The sequence below is a fragment of the Marinobacter pelagius genome (genome assembly GCF_900114925.1).
Classification (GTDB): domain Bacteria; phylum Pseudomonadota; class Gammaproteobacteria; order Pseudomonadales; family Oleiphilaceae; genus Marinobacter; species Marinobacter pelagius.
This window is the reverse complement of the sequence record NZ_FOUR01000004.1, coordinates 39,963-57,989: the sequence shown is the minus strand read 5'-3', so window position 1 is coordinate 57,989 and position 18,027 is coordinate 39,963. Positions and strand designations below refer to the sequence as shown.

The window sequence follows — 18,027 nt, the reverse complement described above, 5'->3', positions numbered from 1 at the left end:
ATAAATTATGTCTGATAAGTACGACGTCATTGTCATCGGTGCCGGCCCCGGCGGTTATGTGGCAGCCATCAAAGCCGCTCAGCTCGGCCTGAAAACCGCTTGTGTCGAGTCCTGGACGTCCAAAGACGGCAAGAGCCAGGTACTGGGTGGTACCTGTCTGAACGTGGGCTGTATTCCGTCCAAGGCGCTGCTGGAGATTTCCCACAAGTACGAGGAAGCCAGCCACGACTACGAGATGCAGGGCATCATGGCGAAAGAAGTCTCCATGGACATCGCCAAGATGATGGAGCGCAAGTCCGGCATCGTGCAGCAGCTGACCGGCGGTATTGCCGGCCTGTTCAAGTCCAACGGTGTAACCTCCATCCATGGCCACGGCAAGCTGCTGGCCGGTCGTAAGGTGGAAGTGACCGACAAGGACGGCAAGACCAAGACTTACGAAGCCGACAACGTAATCATCGCTACCGGTTCCAAGCCGATCGAGATTCCGCCGGCTCCGTTCGACGGCGAGTACATCGTCGATTCCGAGGGCGCGCTGGAGTTCAGCGAAGTGCCCAAGCGCCTGGGTGTCATCGGTGCCGGTGTCATCGGCCTCGAGCTGGGCAGTGTCTGGGCCCGCCTGGGTTCCGAAGTCACTGTTCTGGAAGCCCAGGACACCTTCCTGCCGGCGGTTGACCAGCAGGTAGCGAAAGACGCCCTGAAGCAGTTCAAGAAGCAGGGCCTGAACATTGTCATGGGTGCGCGGATGACCGGCGCGGAAGTCAAGCGCAAGCTGATCAACGTCACCTATGAAGACTCCAAGGGCAAGCAGGAAGCCAAGTTCGACAAGCTGATCGTTGCGGTTGGCCGTCGTCCTTACACCGACAACCTGCTGGCCGAAGACGCCGGTGTCCAGATGGACGAGCGCGGTTTCATCTTCGTGGATGACAACTGCAAGACCGAAGCACCGGGTGTATGGGCAATCGGTGACGTGGTTCGCGGTCCGATGCTGGCCCACAAGGCGTCTGAAGAGGGCGTGATGGTTGCCGAGCGCATTGCCGGGCACAAGCCGCAGGTCAATTACGACTGCATTCCGAACGTGATTTACACCGCGCCGGAAGTGGCCTGGGTAGGCAAGACCGAAGAGCAGCTGAAGGCTGAGGGTGAAGAGTACAACGTCGGTACCTTCCCGTTCGCTGCCAACGGTCGCGCCATGGCAGCCAATGCAGCCAGTGGTCTGGTCAAGATCATTGCTGATGCCAAGACTGACCGCATCCTCGGTTTCCACGTGGTAGGCCCCCAGGCCTCCGAGATCGTGGCCCAGGGTGTGATTGCGATGGAGTTTGGTTCCAGCGCGGAAGATCTGGCCCTGACCTGTTTCGCGCACCCGACTCTGTCCGAGTCTGTGCACGAGGCGGCTCTGGCTGTTGCCGGCGGCGCGATCCATATCGCGAACCGTCGCAAGAAGAAGTAACGCAAACCAGGAATTCTTTAATTCGGGACATTTACTATGAATTTGCATGAATATCAGGGCAAGCAGCTGTTTGCTGAGTACGGCCTGCCCGTATCCAAGGGTATTGCCTGCGATACTCCCAAGGAAGCCGTAGCAGCGGCAGACGAAATCGGCGGTGACGGCTGGGTAGTCAAGGCCCAGGTTCACGCGGGTGGCCGTGGTAAGGCCGGCGGTGTAAAGCTGGTCAAGAGCAAAGAAGAAATCCGTGAGTTTGCCGAGAAGTGGCTGGGCAAGAACCTGGTTACCTACCAGACCGACGAGAACGGTCAGCCGGTCAGCAAGATCCTGGTTGAATCCCTGACCGACATCGAGGAAGAGCTGTACCTGGGCGCCGTGGTTGACCGTGGCACCCGTCGTATCGTCTTCATGGCATCCACCGAAGGTGGTGTCGAGATCGAGAAGGTTGCCGAAGAGACTCCGGAAAAGATCCTGAAGGCCGAAATCGACCCGCTGGTCGGCGCTCAGCCGTACCAGGGCCGTGAGCTGGCGTTCAAACTGGGCCTGGAAGGCAAGCAGATCGGTCAGTTCACCAAGATCTTCCTGGGTCTGGCCAAGCTGTTCGAAGAAGCTGACCTGGCACTGGTCGAGATCAACCCGCTGGTTATCACTCCGGCCGGTGACCTGCACTGCCTGGACGCCAAGGTTGGTGTGGACGGCAACGCGCTGTACCGCCAGAAGAAGATCCACGAGATGCACGATCCTTCCCAGGAAGATTCCCGTGAAGCGGAAGCGGCCAAGTGGGAACTGAACTACGTGGCGCTGGAAGGCAACATCGGCTGCATGGTTAACGGTGCCGGTCTGGCCATGGGCACCATGGACATCATCAAGCTGTCCGGCGGCCAGCCTGCCAACTTCCTGGACGTAGGTGGCGGCGCGACCAAAGAGCGCGTTTCCGAAGCGTTCAAGATCATCCTGTCTGACGACGCGGTTCAAGCCGTTCTGGTTAACATCTTCGGTGGTATCGTTCGCTGCGACATGATCGCAGAGGGCATCATCGGCGCTGTTAAGGAAGTCGGTGTAAAAGTTCCTGTGGTTGTTCGCCTTGAAGGTAATAACGCCGAGCTGGGCACCAAGGTACTGGCCGAAAGTGGCCTGAACATCATTGCCGCCACCAGCCTGGCGGATGCTGCAGAGCAAGTCGTTAAAGCCGCAGGGGGTAAGTAATGAGCATCCTGATCAATAAAGACACCAAGGTAATCTGCCAGGGCTTTACCGGCTCCCAGGGTACCTTCCACTCCGAGCAGGCCATCGCCTATGGCACCAAGATGGTTGGCGGTGTAAGCCCCGGTAAGGGCGGCACCGAGCACCTGGGCCTGCCGGTATTCAACACCGTTCGTGACGCCGTTGAAGCGACCGGCGCGGAAGCCACCGTGATCTACGTGCCGGCTCCGTTCTGTAAGGACGCGATCATCGAAGCGGCAGACGCCGGCATCCAGCTGATCGTCTGCATCACCGAAGGCATCCCGACCATCGACATGCTGTACGCCAAAGAATACGTTGATCGTAAAGGCGTTCGCATGATCGGTCCGAACTGCCCGGGCGTGATCACTCCGGACGAGTGCAAGATCGGCATCATGCCGGGCCACATCCACAAGAAGGGTAAGGTCGGCATCGTATCCCGCTCCGGTACCCTGACTTACGAAGCGGTCAAGCAGACCACTGACTTCGGCTACGGCCAGTCCACCTGTGTGGGCATCGGTGGTGACCCGATTCCGGGTTCCAACTTCATCGATATCCTGAAGCTGCTGCAGGAAGATCCGGAAACCGAGGCTATCGTCATGATCGGTGAGATCGGCGGTACTGCCGAGGAAGAAGCCGCTGCGTTCATCAAAGAGAACGTAACCAAGCCGGTTGTTTCCTACATCGCGGGTGTGACTGCGCCTCCGGGCAAGCGTATGGGTCACGCCGGTGCGATCATCTCCGGTGGTAAGGGTACTGCAGACGAGAAGTTTGCCGCCCTGAATGACGCCGGTGTAAAAACCGTACGCAGCCTGGCCGAAATCGGCAAGGCCCTGAAGGAAGTGACTGGCTGGTAAGCCTTTCCTCCTGAAGGAAAAACCCCCGGCACCTGATGGTGACCGGGGGTTTTTTGTTTTTTGGCCTGTATCCTTAACGGCGAGGGGCTATCAGACTATAATGCCCGGTCAGCCTCTTTTGCCGGGGCGCACTATTCGCAACATAAGGAGTTCGTGCTTTGAGTTCTGTAGATTCCCAGCAGCGGGTTTTGTCGGGCATGCGTCCGACCGGAAAGCTTCACCTTGGTCACTACCACGGTGTGCTGAAAAACTGGGTCAAACTCCAGCACGAGTATGAGTGCTTCTTCTTCATCGCCGACTGGCATGCTATGACCACCCAGTACGATGATCCTTCCGGCATCGAGCAGAGTGTCTGGGACATGGTGATCGACTGGCTGGCCGCCGGTGTGAACCCGGGGTCTTCCACCATGTTCATCCAGTCCCAGGTGCCCGAGCACGCGGAACTGCATCTGCTGCTGTCCATGATCACGCCCCTGGGCTGGCTCGAGCGTATTCCCACCTTCAAGGACCAGCAGGAGAAACTTCGGGAGAAGGACCTGGCCACCTATGGCTTCCTCGGTTACCCGCTGCTGCAAAGCGCCGATATCCTGATTTACCGGGCCGGCAAGGTGCCGGTGGGCGCCGACCAGGTCTCTCACGTGGAGATCACCCGCGAGATCGCCCGTCGTTTCAACCATATCTATGGCCGGGAGCCGGGCTTCGAGGAGCAGGCGGAAGGCGCCATCGTCAAGATGGGCAAGAAGAACGCCAAGCTGTACCGGAATCTGAAGAAGCGGTACCAGGAAGAGGGCGATCTCGAAGCTTTGGAAACCGCCCGGGCACTGCTGAAAGAGCAACAGAATATCTCCCTGGGTGACCGGGAGCGTCTGTACGGTTATATCGAGGGTGGCGGCAAGGTCATCCTGCCGGAGCCCCAGCCGTTGCTGACCCCCGAATCCAAGATGCCCGGACTGGACGGCCAGAAGATGTCCAAGTCCTATAACAACTACATCGGCCTGCGTGAGGCGCCGGATGCGGTCGCTGACAAGATCCGCACCATGCAGACCGATCCCCAGCGGGTACGCCGCACCGATCCAGGTGAGCCGGAAAAGTGTCCGGTCTGGGCACTGCACAAGATCTACTCCGATGCCGACACCCAGGAGTGGGTGCAGACCGGATGCCGCAGTGCCGGTATCGGCTGCCTCGACTGCAAGAAGCCGCTGATCGACGCCATTGTCGAGGAGCAGCGCCCGCTGCACGAACGGGCCCGGGAATATGAGAACAACCCGGACCTGGTGCATTCCATCCTGCAGGAAGGCCGCGAGCATGCCCGGGATGCGGCCCGTGATACGCTGGAGGAAGTGCGGGCAGCCATGGGGCTGCATTACCGCTAACGATCAGCCGCTGACCGGATCCCGGTCAGTGTCATCCGAGGGAAGGTTATGACGGACGATACCAGCACCACGGTAGCGGAAGCAGAACAGACGCCTGATGAACAGACGCCGCTGGCACTGGTTTCCGGCAAGCCCGTCGTTGACCTTCCCAAGGACCTGTACATTCCACCCGATGCCCTGGCGGTGTTCCTGGAGGCCTTTGAAGGCCCCCTGGACCTGCTGTTGTATCTGATCCGTCGCCAGAACATGAATATCCTGGATATTGATGTCAGCGAGATCACCCGGCAGTACATGGACTACATCGGGGCCGTGGAGGCGATGCGCTTCGAACTGGCCGCGGAGTACCTGGTGATGGCCGCCACCCTGGCCGAGATCAAGTCCCGCATGTTGCTGCCGCGCCAGGAGTCCGAGGATGAGGAAGAAATCGATCCCCGGGCGGAACTGATACGCCGGCTCCAGCAGTACGAGCGCTTCAAGCAGGCTGCCGAGGATATCGACGAACTGCCCCGGATGGAGCGTGATACCTTCGGCGCATCGGCGGCATTGCCGAAGCTGCCGTCCAGCCAGCCCCATCCCGATGTGGATCTCCGGGAGCTGCTGCTGGCGATGCAGGGGGTGCTGAAGCGTGCGGATCTGTTTACCAGTCACCACGTGGAGAAGGAAATCCTGTCTACCCGTGAGCGGATGTCACACATCCTTTCTGTGCTGCAGGACGACCGGTTCGTATCCTTCGAAAGCCTGTTTACCCCTGAAGAGGGTCGGCTTGGCGTGGTGGTGACCTTCCTCGCCACACTGGAGCTGGTCAAGGAGCAGCTGATCGAGGTGGTTCAGGGCGAAACGCTGGGGCCGATTCACGTCCGGGCCCGTGCGGCCAGCTGAAAGCCACCAAGTCCAGAAACCCCAAGACACCGGATTCTGATCATGAATGAAGAACACCTGCTAAGGATTCAGGCCATTGCCGAGGCCGCCCTGCTGGCAGCGGGCAAGCCGCTTTCACTGGAACAGCTCCGGGAACTGTTCACCGAGGATGAGCGGCCGGCCCGGCAGGTGATGGAGCATGTCATGGTTCAGTTGGAGGCGGCGTGCGAGGGTAGGGGCTTTGAGCTGAAAAAAGTGGCCAGCGGTTACCGGCTTCAGGTGCGCGAAGAGTACGCACACTGGGTCGGACGCCTGTTCGAGGAGAAACCCCAGCGCTATTCCCGGGCATTGCTGGAGACCCTGGCCCTGATCGCCTACCGGCAGCCGATTACCCGGGGGGAAATCGAGGATATCCGTGGTGTTACGGTAAGCAGCAATATCATTCGCACCCTGCTTGAGCGAGAGTGGGTGCGCGTTGTCGGCCACCGGGACGTACCCGGTCGCCCGGCCATGTACGCCACGACCAAACAGTTTCTGGATTATTTCAATCTGACCGGCCTGGATCAGTTGCCGCCACTATCGGAAGTGCGGGATCTCGAAGAAATCGGCCGGGAAATCGAGAAGAACATGCAGGGGGAGATCGAGTTCGAGTCCCCCGAATCCAGTCAGCAGACCATTCACTGACCATATACACGTCAGTCATTATCAAGGATTTAACCATGGCGTCAGATCGACCAGGCCAAGGCTCAGCAAAACGTCAGGAAACTGTTAGCCCGGATGCTCCGGAGCGGGTGCAGAAACTCCTGGCCAGGGCCGGTGTCGGCTCCCGCCGGGAAATTGAGGGCTGGATGGAAGCCGGCCGGCTCACCGTCAACGGCCAACCGGTCAGTCCCGGCCAGAAAGCCACCGCGCAAGACCGTTTCGACCTGGATGGCAAGCGGCTGGACGTATCCGGTGCCGCCGAGGTGCTGCGCCGGGTACTGATCTACAACAAGCCCGAAGGCGAGGTGACCACCCGCAAGGATCCGGAAGGCCGTCCGACGGTGTTTGACCGGCTGCCGAGGCTGAAGGACCACCGTTGGCTGTCCATCGGCCGCCTGGACATCAACACCACCGGCCTGATGCTGTTCACCACCGACGGCGAGCTGGCCAACCGGCTGATGCACCCGTCCGGCGAGATCGACCGGGAATACGCCGTGCGGATTTTCGGTGAGGTGGACGAGGCCATGATCGAGCGCCTGCTGGAAGGCGTGCTGCTTGAAGACGGTATGGCAAAGTTCACGGACGTTACGCCGGCCGGTGGCAGGGGCGTGAACCAGTGGTTCCATGTCACCCTCATGGAGGGTCGCAAGCGCGAGGTTCGTCGACTCTGGGAATCCCAGGGCGTGAAGGTGAGCCGACTCAAGCGGGTGCGTTACGGGCCGATCTTCCTGCCCAGCCGCCTGACCGTGGGCAAATGGGAAGAACTGGATCAGAAGGCGGTGGATCTGCTGAGCCGTACCGTCGGGCTGGATCCGGTGGAGATTCCTGCCAAGACCCCGGGCGAGCAGGCCGCCCATGACCGCCGTCGCCGTAAGGCGCCGTCCCGCCCCGGCAAAAAGCCTGGCGCGAATAAATGGCAGGTTACTGATTCCGCTCCAGAAAAGCCTAAAGCACGCCGTCGACCCCAATCCCGCAAGTAAGGCCGGGGGAGCGGTCCGGAAAAATCCGGAGTGGGGCAATCAAAATGTCGGACAAGGGGGTGGGGCCAGTGCAAGCCTGTGCTAAACTCCAGCGCTTGTGACTGTATTCATCCGGGAAGTGAGCGCCAGAATTTATGAGGTTTCAGGCTCCTGAAAGTTTGTCCGAACAGATTGCCCAGCACCTGGGGCAAAGGATCATCACCCGTGATCTCAAGCCAGGCGAGCGAATCCAGGAACTCAAGGTCGCCGGTGAACTGAACGTCAGCCGCGGTTCCGTCCGTGAGGCCCTGCTGATCATGCAACGGCGGCACCTGGTGGAAATCTTTCCCCGCCGGGGCGCCGTGGTTTCGGGCCTGACGGCCGAAAGCGTCAACAACCTCTACGATATCTACATTGATCTCCTGTGCATGCTGGGGCGAAAAGTGCTCGAGCGCTGGTCCGGCGAGGAACTGGGTGGCGTCATGGGCCAGGTCCGGGAGCTGCAGGCGGTGATCGACGCCCTCAACTCCAACAGTGCCGATGCGGCGGAACAGGTGATCGACGCCGGCTTCGGCGTCATGCGCTATGCCTACCGCCTGGTGGAGAATCCGTTCCTGGAGGAGACCCTGGAAAACTTCCGGCCGGCCATCAGCCGCACCTACTTTGTGGCACTGGAACATTTCCGGGAAGAGATCGATGAGACGGCAACTTTCTTCCGCCAACTGGCGGATGCCGCCACCGCCGGCGACGCTGACCGTCTCCAGGCGGCTATCCAGGCCTTCGGCGAGCACCAGCGCCAGCAGGTGCTGAGTATTCTCAGGGACGAGGAGAGCGCCTGATATGCGCCTGAAGTCCATCAAGCTGTCCGGTTTCAAGTCCTTCGTCGATCCGACCACGGTTCCTTTCCCCTCCAACATGACCGCGGTGGTGGGGCCCAACGGCTGTGGCAAGTCGAACATCATAGACGCGGTGCGCTGGGTCATGGGGGAAAGCTCCGCCAAGTACCTGCGTGGCGAATCCATGACCGACGTCATCTTCAATGGCTCCAGTGCCCGCAAGCCCGTGGGCCAGGCCTCCATCGAACTGGTGTTCGACAACAGCGATGGCTCCGCGCCTGGCGAGTTTGCCCGCTTCAATGAGATCTCCGTGCGCCGTCGGGTGTCCCGGGAAGGCCAGTCCGAGTACTTCATGAATGGCGCGAAATGCCGTCGCCGTGACATCACCGATCTGTTCCTGGGTACCGGGCTGGGCCCTCGCAGCTATGCCATTATCGAGCAGGGCATGATTTCCCGGCTCATCGAAGCCAAACCGGAAGAGCTCCGGGTTTATATTGAGGAAGCCGCGGGAATCTCCAAGTACAAGGAACGGCGCCGGGAAACCGAGAACCGGATCCGCCGCACCCAGGAAAACCTTGAGCGTCTCACCGACCTGCGTGACGAACTGTCCCGCCAGTTGCAGCACCTGGAACGCCAGGCCGCGGCCGCCGAGAAGTACAAGGCCTACAAGCAGGAAGAACGCCAGAAGAAGGCGGAACTGACCGTGCTGCGCTGGCAGTCCCTGGACAACGACCTGCAGACCTGGCGGAGCAAGATCCGGGACACCGAGCTTGAACTGGAAAAACAGCTGACCGAACGGGTGAGCCTGGAAACCTCCCTCGAATCCCTCCGGGACAGCCATCAGGACCGCACCGAACATTTCAACCGCGCCCAGGCCCGCTACTACGAGGCCGGTGCCGATATCGCCCGCATCGAGCAGAGCCTGGAACACCAGCGTGAGCGCAGCCGCCAGACGGCCACGGAACTGGACCAGGCCATGGCCAACGAGCGTGAGCTGGCGCGGGAGCTGGAGCAGGACGAAGAAAAGCTTGCTGCCATCCAGGAGGAGCTGGACATGATGGAGCCGGAGCAGGAAGCCCTGGCCATCCGCTCCGAGGAGTCCGGCGAGAAGCTGCAGCAGGCCGAAGACGCCATGAGCGACTGGCAGCACAAGTGGGAAGACTTCAGTACCCGTTCTTCCGATGCGCGCCGTCAGGCGGAGCTGGCCCAGTCCAGGATCCGCTCGCTGGAAGACGCCATCGAACAGCTGCGGAACCGGAGCCGGAAACTGGAGGACGAGCGTGAACTGCTCGAAGGCCAGATGGACCGGGCTGAACTGGAAGGCCTGCTGGAGCAACAGGAGACCCTGGAGCTCCAGCGGGAAGAAGCCTCCGAGCGCATCGCGGATATCCAGGACGAACTCTACGAAGCCCGACAGCAGCAGCGCGAGGCCGAAACTGCCCTGTCTGAGGAGCGCCAGCGGGTCCAGAGTCTCCGGGCGTCCCTTGAATCCCAGCAGGCGTTGCTGGACGAACAACTGGGTAGTCAGGACGATCAGCTCCAGTCCTGGCTCTCCGACCATGACCTGCTGGACGCACCGCGTGTGGCCTCACGCCTGCGGATTGACGACGGCTGGGAATTTGCCGTGGAACAGGTCATTGGCCGGTTCACCCAGGGTCTGGCGCTGCCGGGTATCTCCGAACTCTCCGATGCCATGGCGGATGCCCCCCGGGGATTGGCGGTGGTGGATGACGGTTCCGGGGATGCCGGCACTGGTAGCGGGCTGGCCGCACGGGTCTCGGGTGTGCCGGCAGTCACCGCGATGCTCGACGGCATCGACACCGCTGAGAACCTGGATGAGGCTTTGGCCACGCGCGCGAGCCTTGGCGCGGGGCGGAGTATGATCACCCGGGAAGGTATCTGGGTCGCCCGTGACTGGATCCTGATGCCGGATTCGGATGCCGGTCAGGTGGGCGTCATCGAACGCCAGAAAAAAGTAGCCGGGCTGACGGAGCAGTTGACCAGCGCCGAGGCAGCCATGGAAACGGCTAGCGACCGCCTGGAGCAGCTCCAGGAGCGTGCCGAGCGGGCGGAAGCAACCCGCGAGGATGCCCAGGCGAAGCTGTCCGACGCCGAGCGCGAGCTCAGCAGTCTGGGGTCCCGGATTTCCGGGCTCAAGGCACGGGCCGAACAGATCGATGCCCGGCTGCAACGGATTACCGAGGATCGCGACGACGTGGCGGTCAGTCTTGAGGACCAGCAGGAAAGCCTGCAGATGGCCCGGGAGGAATGGCAGCAGGCACTGGCTTCCACGGAAGACAGTGACGAGGAAAAGGAAAGGCTGCTGGAGCAACGGGATACGCTCCGGGAGAACCTGGATCGCCTGCGCCAGGAGGCCCGTCATGACCGGGACCATGCACACCAGCTGCAGCTTCAGCTCCAGACCCTGAACAGCCAGCGTGAGGGCCTGAAACAGACCATCGACCGGATGCAACTGCAGAAGGAACGGATCCAGGAGCGCCTGGAAATCCTGCGGGAAGCGCGGGAGAGTGCCGAGGAGCCCATGGAAGACCTGCAGATGCAGCTCGAAGGCTTGCTGGATCGTAGGCTGGCGGAAGAGGAAAAGCTCGGTGCAGCACGGGATTCCCTCGAGGAGATTGACCGGGAGGTTCGCGAGAAGGAACAGGCCCGGAGCCGGATTGACCATGAGATCCAGGATGTCCGCGCCCGGCTGGAAAAACTCAAGATGGAGTCCCAGGCACTGGAGATCCGGTCAGGCAACCACATTGAGCAACTCACCGAGCTGGATGTGAAGCTTCAGGAAGTACTGGAGCAGTTGCCGGAAGGCGCCAACGAGAAAGACTGGGCCGACGAGCTTGAGAAGATCGGCAACCGGATCCAGCGATTGGGTGCCATTAACCTGGCCGCCATCGAGGAGTACCAGGTCCAGAGTGAGCGCAAGACCTATCTGGACAGCCAGCACGAAGACCTGATGGAAGCCCTGGAAACACTGGATAACGCGATCCGGAAGATCGACCGGGAAACCCGTCAACGCTTCAAGGAAACCTTCGACCAGGTCAACGGTGGCCTGCAGGCACTGTTCCCGAAAGTGTTCGGGGGCGGTAATGCCTATCTGGAACTGACCGGTGAGGATCTGCTGGAAACCGGTGTCGCCATCATGGCGCGGCCCCCGGGCAAGAAGAACAGCACCATCCATCTGCTCTCCGGTGGTGAGAAAGCCCTGACGGCGATCGCGCTGGTGTTCTCCATTTTCCAGCTCAACCCGGCCCCGTTCTGTATGCTGGATGAGGTGGATGCGCCGCTGGACGATGCCAACGTCGGCCGCTACGCCAATATGGTCAAGGAGATGTCGAAACAGGTGCAGTTCATCTACATTACCCACAACAAGATCGCCATGGAGATGGCAGACCAGTTGATGGGGGTGACCATGCACGAACCGGGTTGTTCGCGGCTGGTGTCCGTGGATGTGGAGGAAGCCGCAGCCCTGGCCGAGGCCTGATGCCGGAACTGGTTGAATTGCCATCAAGGATGACAAAAATGCCATCTGGCCCGGCTGCGCGTTGTATTCATTACAGGCTTTTCTTAGAGTAGCAACATTATTGAACCTGCAGACAGGACGACAGCACTATGTCTCTTAGGGAATGGTTAATCGCCATAGGTACCCTGGTTATTCTCGGCATCGTGATCGATGGTATTCGTCGGATGCGTCGGGCTCGGAAAGAGTCCATGGCCATCTCGTCGGGGATGGGTGCGGATGACCTCGACGAATCTCCTCTCGAAGAGGAGTACAACCCCGAATTGCCCAATGGCGGCGCCCGAACGATCTCCCGTGACGTCCTGGAAGAGCGGGGTTACGTCAAACCCGAAAAATCCAGCCGCTTCGGCAATCCGCCGCCCAAACCGACCCGCCCGGCGAAGGAAACCCGTAAACCCGAACAGCCCGCGGAGCCTGAACCCGAAATGGCGGAGGACGAGCATTTGTCTTCTGCTGATCAGGATGACTACATCCAGGACGCCGGCTGGGGCGCCCGTGACGACGAAACGGTTGATGACGGTATCGTCGGCGAGCCCCGCACTGTGGCGCCAGAACCAGCGCCCCGGCCTGCAGAGCCTGAGGCCACTGAAGAGCCCCGGGCTGCCAGAAAAGCGGAGACAGAGAATGCGCCCCCGATTGTCACCAGCGAGGTAGAGGAGGACACCGCCCGGAGAACTCCCACCGCGCGTCGTTCTGACCAGCCACTGGCCGGTGCCAACCGTCCCGAGGCCCGGGAAGTGATTGTGATCAATATACTCGCCCGGAGTGGCGAGGAGTTCTCTGGCCCGGCCCTCAAGAAACTGTTCGAGGCATGTGGGCTTGAACATGGCGATATGGATATCTATCACCGCCACGAGGAAGCGGATACCACGAGCCCGGTGCAGTTCAGTGTGGCCAGTGCTGTGGAACCCGGCACCTTCAAGCCCTCCGATATTCCGGGCATGAAGACGCCCGGGATCAGCTTCTTCATGAGCCTGCCCGGTCCGTCCAAGCCACTTCAGGCCTTCGATTTCATGCTGGAGACCGCCCAGGCGGTGGTTCGTAACCTGGGAGGTGAACTCAAGGACGAACGGCGAAGTGTGATGACGCCCCAGACCATCGAGCATTGTCGCCAGCGCATCCGCGAGTTCGAGCGTAAGCAGCGCTCCCAGCGGGTTTGAGGGTCGTAACACCGAAAGCGTAATGCCCGGCACTGGTCCGGGCATTTTTGTGACAGCCGAGAGTGCACATCGATGAGCAAAGCCACGCCCGACATTATCAAGCGTGTTGAAGAACTACGGTCCCAGATCGAGGACCACAACTACCATTATTACGTCCTGGATGATCCCCGTATTCCGGATGCGGAATACGACCGACTGTTCCGGGAGCTGCAACAGCTTGAGGCAGACTACCCCGAACTCGCCTCCGACGATTCTCCGACCCGAAGGGTGGGCAGCAGCGCCGAGACCAGTTTCGAGGAAGTGGTTCACCGGCTGCCGATGCTTTCCCTGGACAATGCCTTCAGCGAAGAAGAACTCCGGGATTTTGACCGACGGGTCCGGGAGCGTCTCGGCTCTGACGGTGAAATCGAGTACGTATGCGAGCCCAAGCTCGATGGCCTGGCGGTCAGCCTTCACTACGAGAACGGTTCGTTGACCGTCGCTGCGACCCGGGGGGACGGCTACAGCGGTGAAGACATCACCGCGAATATCCGTACGATCCCTTCGGTGCCGCTCAAGCTTCGTGGTGACGATGTGCCGGAGATGGTGGAAGTCCGGGGCGAGGTCTACATGCCCAAAGCCGGTTTCGAAAAGCTTAATCAAAGGCTGGCGGACCAGGGTGAGAAAACCTTCGTGAATCCCCGGAATGCCGCCGCCGGAAGCCTGCGCCAGAAGAAGTCCACGGTTACCGCCAAACGCCCGCTGGAAATGTGTGCCTACAGTGTGGCCGTCCCCGACGAAAGCCTGCTGCCGGATACCCAGTGGGACAGCCTGCAGCAGGTCAAGCGATGGGGCTTCCGGATCAATCCGGAAATGCGCAAGGCCAAAGGTGTGGAGGAGTGTCTCGAAGCCTATAACGAGCTGATGGAAAAGCGGGACTCCCTGCCGTACGAGATTGACGGCATCGTATTCAAGGTCAACCGGCTGGATCTCCAACAGCAGCTGGGATTTGTGTCCAGGGCGCCCCGGTGGGCCATTGCCCACAAGTTCCCGGCCCAGGAAGAGCTGACTGTCATCGAGGACGTGGAATTCCAGGTTGGCCGTACCGGTGCCGTGACTCCGGTGGCGCGCCTGAAGCCGGTGTTCGTTGGCGGCGTCACCGTCAGCAACGCGACGCTCCACAACATGGACGAGATCCGCCGGCTGGATGTTCACATCGGCGACACCGTGTTCATCCGTAGGGCCGGGGATGTGATTCCCCAGGTGGTCAAGGTGGTTGCCGACAAACGCCCGAAAAACGCCAAACCGGTGGAACTGCCGAAGACCTGTCCGGTGTGTGGCTCCGACGTTATCCAGATCGAAGGCGAGGCGGTAGCCCGCTGCTCCGGTGGCCTGTACTGCCCGGCCCAGCGGAAAGAGGCCATCCGGCATTACGCTTCCAGAAAGGCCATGGACATCGAGGGGCTGGGGGACAAGTGGATCGATATCCTGGTGGACCGTGGCATGGTCAAGACGGTGGCCGACCTGTATCACCTCAAGGTCAAGGACCTGACCAGTCTGGAACGAATGGGAGAGAAGTCCGCCACCAACCTGGTCAAGGCCATCGAGGGCTCCCGGGAACCGGTGCTCTGGCGTTTCCTCTATGCTCTTGGTATCCGGGAAGTGGGTGAGGCGACGGCCAAGGCTCTGGCCAGTCATTTCGGAACCCTGGAGGCCATTGCCGATGCGGACGAGGAGGCCCTTAAGGAGGTGCCGGACGTTGGCCCCATTGTCGCCGGACATATCCGCAGCTTTTTCGATCAGCCCCATAACCAGGAGACCCTCCAGGCTCTGAAAGACGCCGGTGTCCGTTGGCAGGAAGAGCAGGTGGAGCAGGGCGAGAAACCGCTTCAGGGCGAAACCTGGGTCCTTACCGGCACTCTGTCCGGGATGACCCGTGACGAGGCCAGGGAGAAGCTGGAAGCCCTGGGCGCGAAAGTCGCCGGGAGTGTCTCCAAGAAAACTGCCTGTGTTGTGGCGGGCGAGGCGGCCGGTTCAAAGCTGGCCAAGGCCGAGCAGTTGGGTGTGCCGGTTCTTGATGAAGAAGGCTTGCTGAAGCTGTTGAAAGAGCACGGCCTCGGAGGCTGAGCCCTGCATCACAAACACGCGGCTGCCCGCAGACCAGGACGGTTTGCGGGCAGCGAATCTGAGAACTCGCGCAGATCCCGTCTTCAACAAATTGGCTACCATGGATTTGTTCTGTAACGGTGTGTAAGTCAGCCTTAGTGGCCGGTGCACACCCACAATAACAACGCTCCGAAACGGACTTTTTCATGCGCGCCGATAGTTGTTCCCGCATCGCTTCCGGTCTCCGCTTTGCCGGCCTGATACTTCTCCTGACTGCTCTCGTTGGCTGTAAAACCGAGAAAGATCCGGATCAGCCGACCATCCTTGGGGCGCCGCCGTCCAACGCCTACCTGGGCGTCGAGTACTACTACAACTGGGGCGCGTACGGGGGAGAAGGCATTCTTGATTACAGCCTGACCAACGCACCGTCCTGGCTGGCGCTGGAGGACATCAGCAACAAGGCCCGCCAGGGTGTGATCATGTACGGCGTGCCCGGCCTGACCGGGGGCAGCCGGGGTGAGGCGGATCTCGGGAAGACGGAAGACATTAACCTGGTAACCACGGACGGAAGCCTGGCAGGTACCGCGCCGTTCGATATCGAAGTGCGTTACAACCCACTGGCTCTGGAGGCCGGCAGCTTCATCGAGGGTGAAGTGCCAGAGATTGCGGCTCCGAGAGGGGACCATTGTGCGGTGCCGGACCTGTCCGAGCCGGGTGAACATACCTTCACGATCAATACCTATGACGAGTCAGGTGCGGTTGATGGTGAAAAGGAAGTGACCCTGCCCACCCGTCAGGTTGCCGTTAAAGCGAGCCTCGACAAGCCTTCGGTGACCCGCGTTGGCGTCGCCTTTGAGTTGAGCTCCCGGTATGACCCCTCCAGGTGTGATCCTTCGTTTACCGGCACCGCACCCCACCAGCGTTGCGATTTCAGTGCTGCCAATGCCAGCGACGCTATTGTAGGAAAAGACATCGTTGGTCTTGGTAGCGATACTCCGCAACTTATTGATGAAGAGGGAAAACTACGACCGATCGATAAGGATGGAGTTCCCCTGAAATACCTTTCTTATGAAGCGGATGACAACGGCTATCTGACCCGGGGTGTGGTTACCCTTGAGCCGGGAATAACTGAATGCTATATCCGCCTGGAGGTGGTGGAAGACAGCTTTGCCGAGCTTTCCGAGTCGGCACAACTGACCCTGACCGAGGTCCGCTCCGGCCTTGCCGGGCTGGGGCCCAATAACGGTGGGGTACAGACCACCGTCACCATTGATGACAACGAGCCGGTGGTGTCCCTGGAAACCCTGCAAGGCGGGCCCCGCGACACCCTGAACGTGGGGGATTTCCGGGAATACCGGGCCAGGTTGACCGGCGAACGGGATGGCATCGTTCAGGCCCGTTTGATCCATTCCGAGAGCTCCACCGCCCGGCTCGACAGCGAGTTTGTGATCGAGCAGCAGGAGAACGGACTCTGGGTGGAGAATCCGACCCTGAGTTTCGCTGCGGATCAGGATGCGGTTACCTTCCGGGTGCGCGTACCCGTGGATAGCTATACCAATCCGGATCTGGCCGACCGTTTTATCGAGATGGCTCTGAACGAGGCCTATCAGGCAGGGCGCGAGGGATTTGCCCGGCCGGCCTCAGAGGATTTGCTGCGTATCAGCCTGAACGAACTGACCACACCGATCGTTCTGCCGGCCAGCGGAGGTTTCGTGCCCACGGACATGGCCCTTGGACACAACGGCCGGCTTTTCCTGGCCGGTTATGACAGTGCGGACGGTAACCGGGTCAAGGTCAGGGTTTTTGACCAGAAAGGCAACCTGCTACAGGAGGCCGGCGTTACGCCGGAGGGCGTCAGTCTTGCACCGTCTTCCCCGGTCATTGGTGTGGTGAACAGGAAGGTGACCGAGAACAACACCAAGGTGGACCGGTATGAGTTCGTGGTTGCCTACAGCAGTGATGTTGAGATTGCGGGAACAACGGCGGCGGGGGGTGAAGACGTGCTGGCGTCCGTGTTCGGGTTCGACGGTGATTTGAACGGTGGCGAGTACGTTCCCTACTGGACACTGCGCAGCGGCACCTCTGGTAACGAGCGGATCCGGGATGCCGGGATCAATCCGGATTCCGGCTATGTGATCCTGGCCGGTGAGACCAGCGGAACCTGGCCAGGGCAAAGTTCGGACGGCGGCGTAGACAGCTTCCTGCAACGGATTGATACCGTGCTGGACGGCGAGACGCCGGTGCCCGAAGTCGCCTGGACCCGACAGGTGGGATCTGCCGGCGACGATGCCGTGGCGGGCAGTTCGGTGCTGTCTGTGTCGCCCATGCTGTTCGGTTCAGCTGCAGGCTCCGTGGGTGGTGCCGAGGTAATTGGCGGAGAAGATGCCTATTTCTATTCCTACAGCGGGGCGTCAACCACGCCGACGGTCTATCAGGTGGGAACAGCCGGTGACGAGAAGGTTACGGGGGGCCTGTTCAGTGGAAATAACCTGTGGCTGTTGGGCGAGAGTGACGGGGAGTATTCCGTCGCCACCGGCGAGGACGATGTTCAAACCCTGGTGCGTGAGTCGTTGTCCAGTCAGGCAGGGTTCCTGCTGTCCTATGCCGCGACCGGAGGGATTAGCAGGGCGTTTACCCTGAATGACACGGAGGATGCATCCAGCGAGTCTTTCCACGGCCTGACCGGGTTTGGTGGCGATATGGTGGCCGGCGGCGAAACCGATGGGAATTTCACCGGAGAGGCCATCACTTCATCCGGCCAGACCCAGGGCATCGTCAGCCGCATTTCGCTGGTCGAGCCTGCCGCAACGGATGACAGCGAGCCGGCATTCCGCAACGAGTGGGTCTACCAGCTGACAACCGGAGAGACGTCCGTCCGGAGACTTGCCAACTACCGGGATGACGAAATCACAGCCCTGGTGCACTCGGGGGAGGACCGGATGATTATCCTGTTCAGTCCCGAGGGGCAGCTGCTGACGCCCCTGGAATGAGGCC

The 18,027-nt window shown here is 60.6% G+C and carries 12 protein-coding genes; all 12 read left to right on the top strand.

Features of this window, described 5'->3' with window-relative positions; all coding sequences use genetic code 11:
- Positions 1-7: 7 nt before the first annotated feature.
- The 12 genes from lpdA (at position 8) to BM254_RS09640 (ending at position 18,023) form a co-directional block, all read left to right on the top strand.
- On the top strand, positions 8-1,450 hold the full coding sequence (gene lpdA / locus BM254_RS09695; protein WP_092002416.1) for a dihydrolipoyl dehydrogenase: 1,443 nt from the start codon (positions 8-10) through the stop codon (positions 1,448-1,450).
- 36 nt (positions 1,451-1,486) lie between these two features.
- Positions 1,487-2,653: an ADP-forming succinate--CoA ligase subunit beta gene (gene sucC, locus BM254_RS09690; protein ID WP_092002413.1), complete on the top strand. Its 1,167-nt coding sequence runs from the start codon at positions 1,487-1,489 to the stop codon at positions 2,651-2,653.
- Positions 2,653-3,525, top strand: a complete 873-nt coding sequence (gene sucD / locus BM254_RS09685; RefSeq protein WP_092002410.1) for a succinate--CoA ligase subunit alpha — start codon at positions 2,653-2,655, stop codon at positions 3,523-3,525. Before sucC ends, sucD begins: the two co-directional genes overlap by 1 nt.
- Positions 3,526-3,683: 158 nt before the next feature.
- Positions 3,684-4,898 (top strand): tryptophan--tRNA ligase, encoded by a 1,215-nt coding sequence (locus BM254_RS09680; protein ID WP_092002407.1) that lies wholly within the window; start codon positions 3,684-3,686, stop codon positions 4,896-4,898.
- Positions 4,899-4,946: 48 nt separating this feature from the next.
- Positions 4,947-5,777 carry a segregation and condensation protein A gene (locus BM254_RS09675; protein ID WP_092002405.1) on the top strand — a complete coding sequence of 277 codons (831 nt, stop codon included), beginning with the start codon at positions 4,947-4,949 and terminating at the stop codon, positions 5,775-5,777.
- Positions 5,778-5,819: 42 nt separating this feature from the next.
- On the top strand, positions 5,820-6,440 hold the full coding sequence (gene scpB / locus BM254_RS09670) for an SMC-Scp complex subunit ScpB (protein WP_092002402.1): 621 nt from the start codon (positions 5,820-5,822) through the stop codon (positions 6,438-6,440).
- A 35-nt stretch (positions 6,441-6,475) separates the two neighbouring features.
- Complete coding sequence (rluB, locus tag BM254_RS09665; RefSeq protein WP_092002399.1) at positions 6,476-7,438, top strand: 23S rRNA pseudouridine(2605) synthase RluB; 963 nt, start codon at positions 6,476-6,478, stop codon at positions 7,436-7,438.
- Between the two features lie 158 nt (positions 7,439-7,596).
- Positions 7,597-8,256, top strand: coding sequence for a GntR family transcriptional regulator (locus BM254_RS09660; protein ID WP_245777419.1), 660 nt, complete (start codon positions 7,597-7,599; stop codon positions 8,254-8,256).
- A 1-nt stretch (position 8,257) separates the two neighbouring features.
- Positions 8,258-11,752, top strand: a complete 3,495-nt coding sequence (gene smc / locus BM254_RS09655; protein WP_092002392.1) for a chromosome segregation protein SMC — start codon at positions 8,258-8,260, stop codon at positions 11,750-11,752.
- Between the two features lie 128 nt (positions 11,753-11,880).
- Positions 11,881-12,948 (top strand): cell division protein ZipA, encoded by a 1,068-nt coding sequence (gene zipA / locus BM254_RS09650; protein WP_092002389.1) that lies wholly within the window; start codon positions 11,881-11,883, stop codon positions 12,946-12,948.
- 72 nt (positions 12,949-13,020) lie between these two features.
- Positions 13,021-15,054 (top strand): NAD-dependent DNA ligase LigA, encoded by a 2,034-nt coding sequence (gene ligA / locus BM254_RS09645; protein ID WP_092002386.1) that lies wholly within the window; start codon positions 13,021-13,023, stop codon positions 15,052-15,054.
- A gap of 185 nt (positions 15,055-15,239) precedes the next feature.
- On the top strand, positions 15,240-18,023 hold the full coding sequence (locus BM254_RS09640; protein WP_092002383.1) for a hypothetical protein: 2,784 nt from the start codon (positions 15,240-15,242) through the stop codon (positions 18,021-18,023).
- Positions 18,024-18,027: the final 4 nt, after the last annotated feature.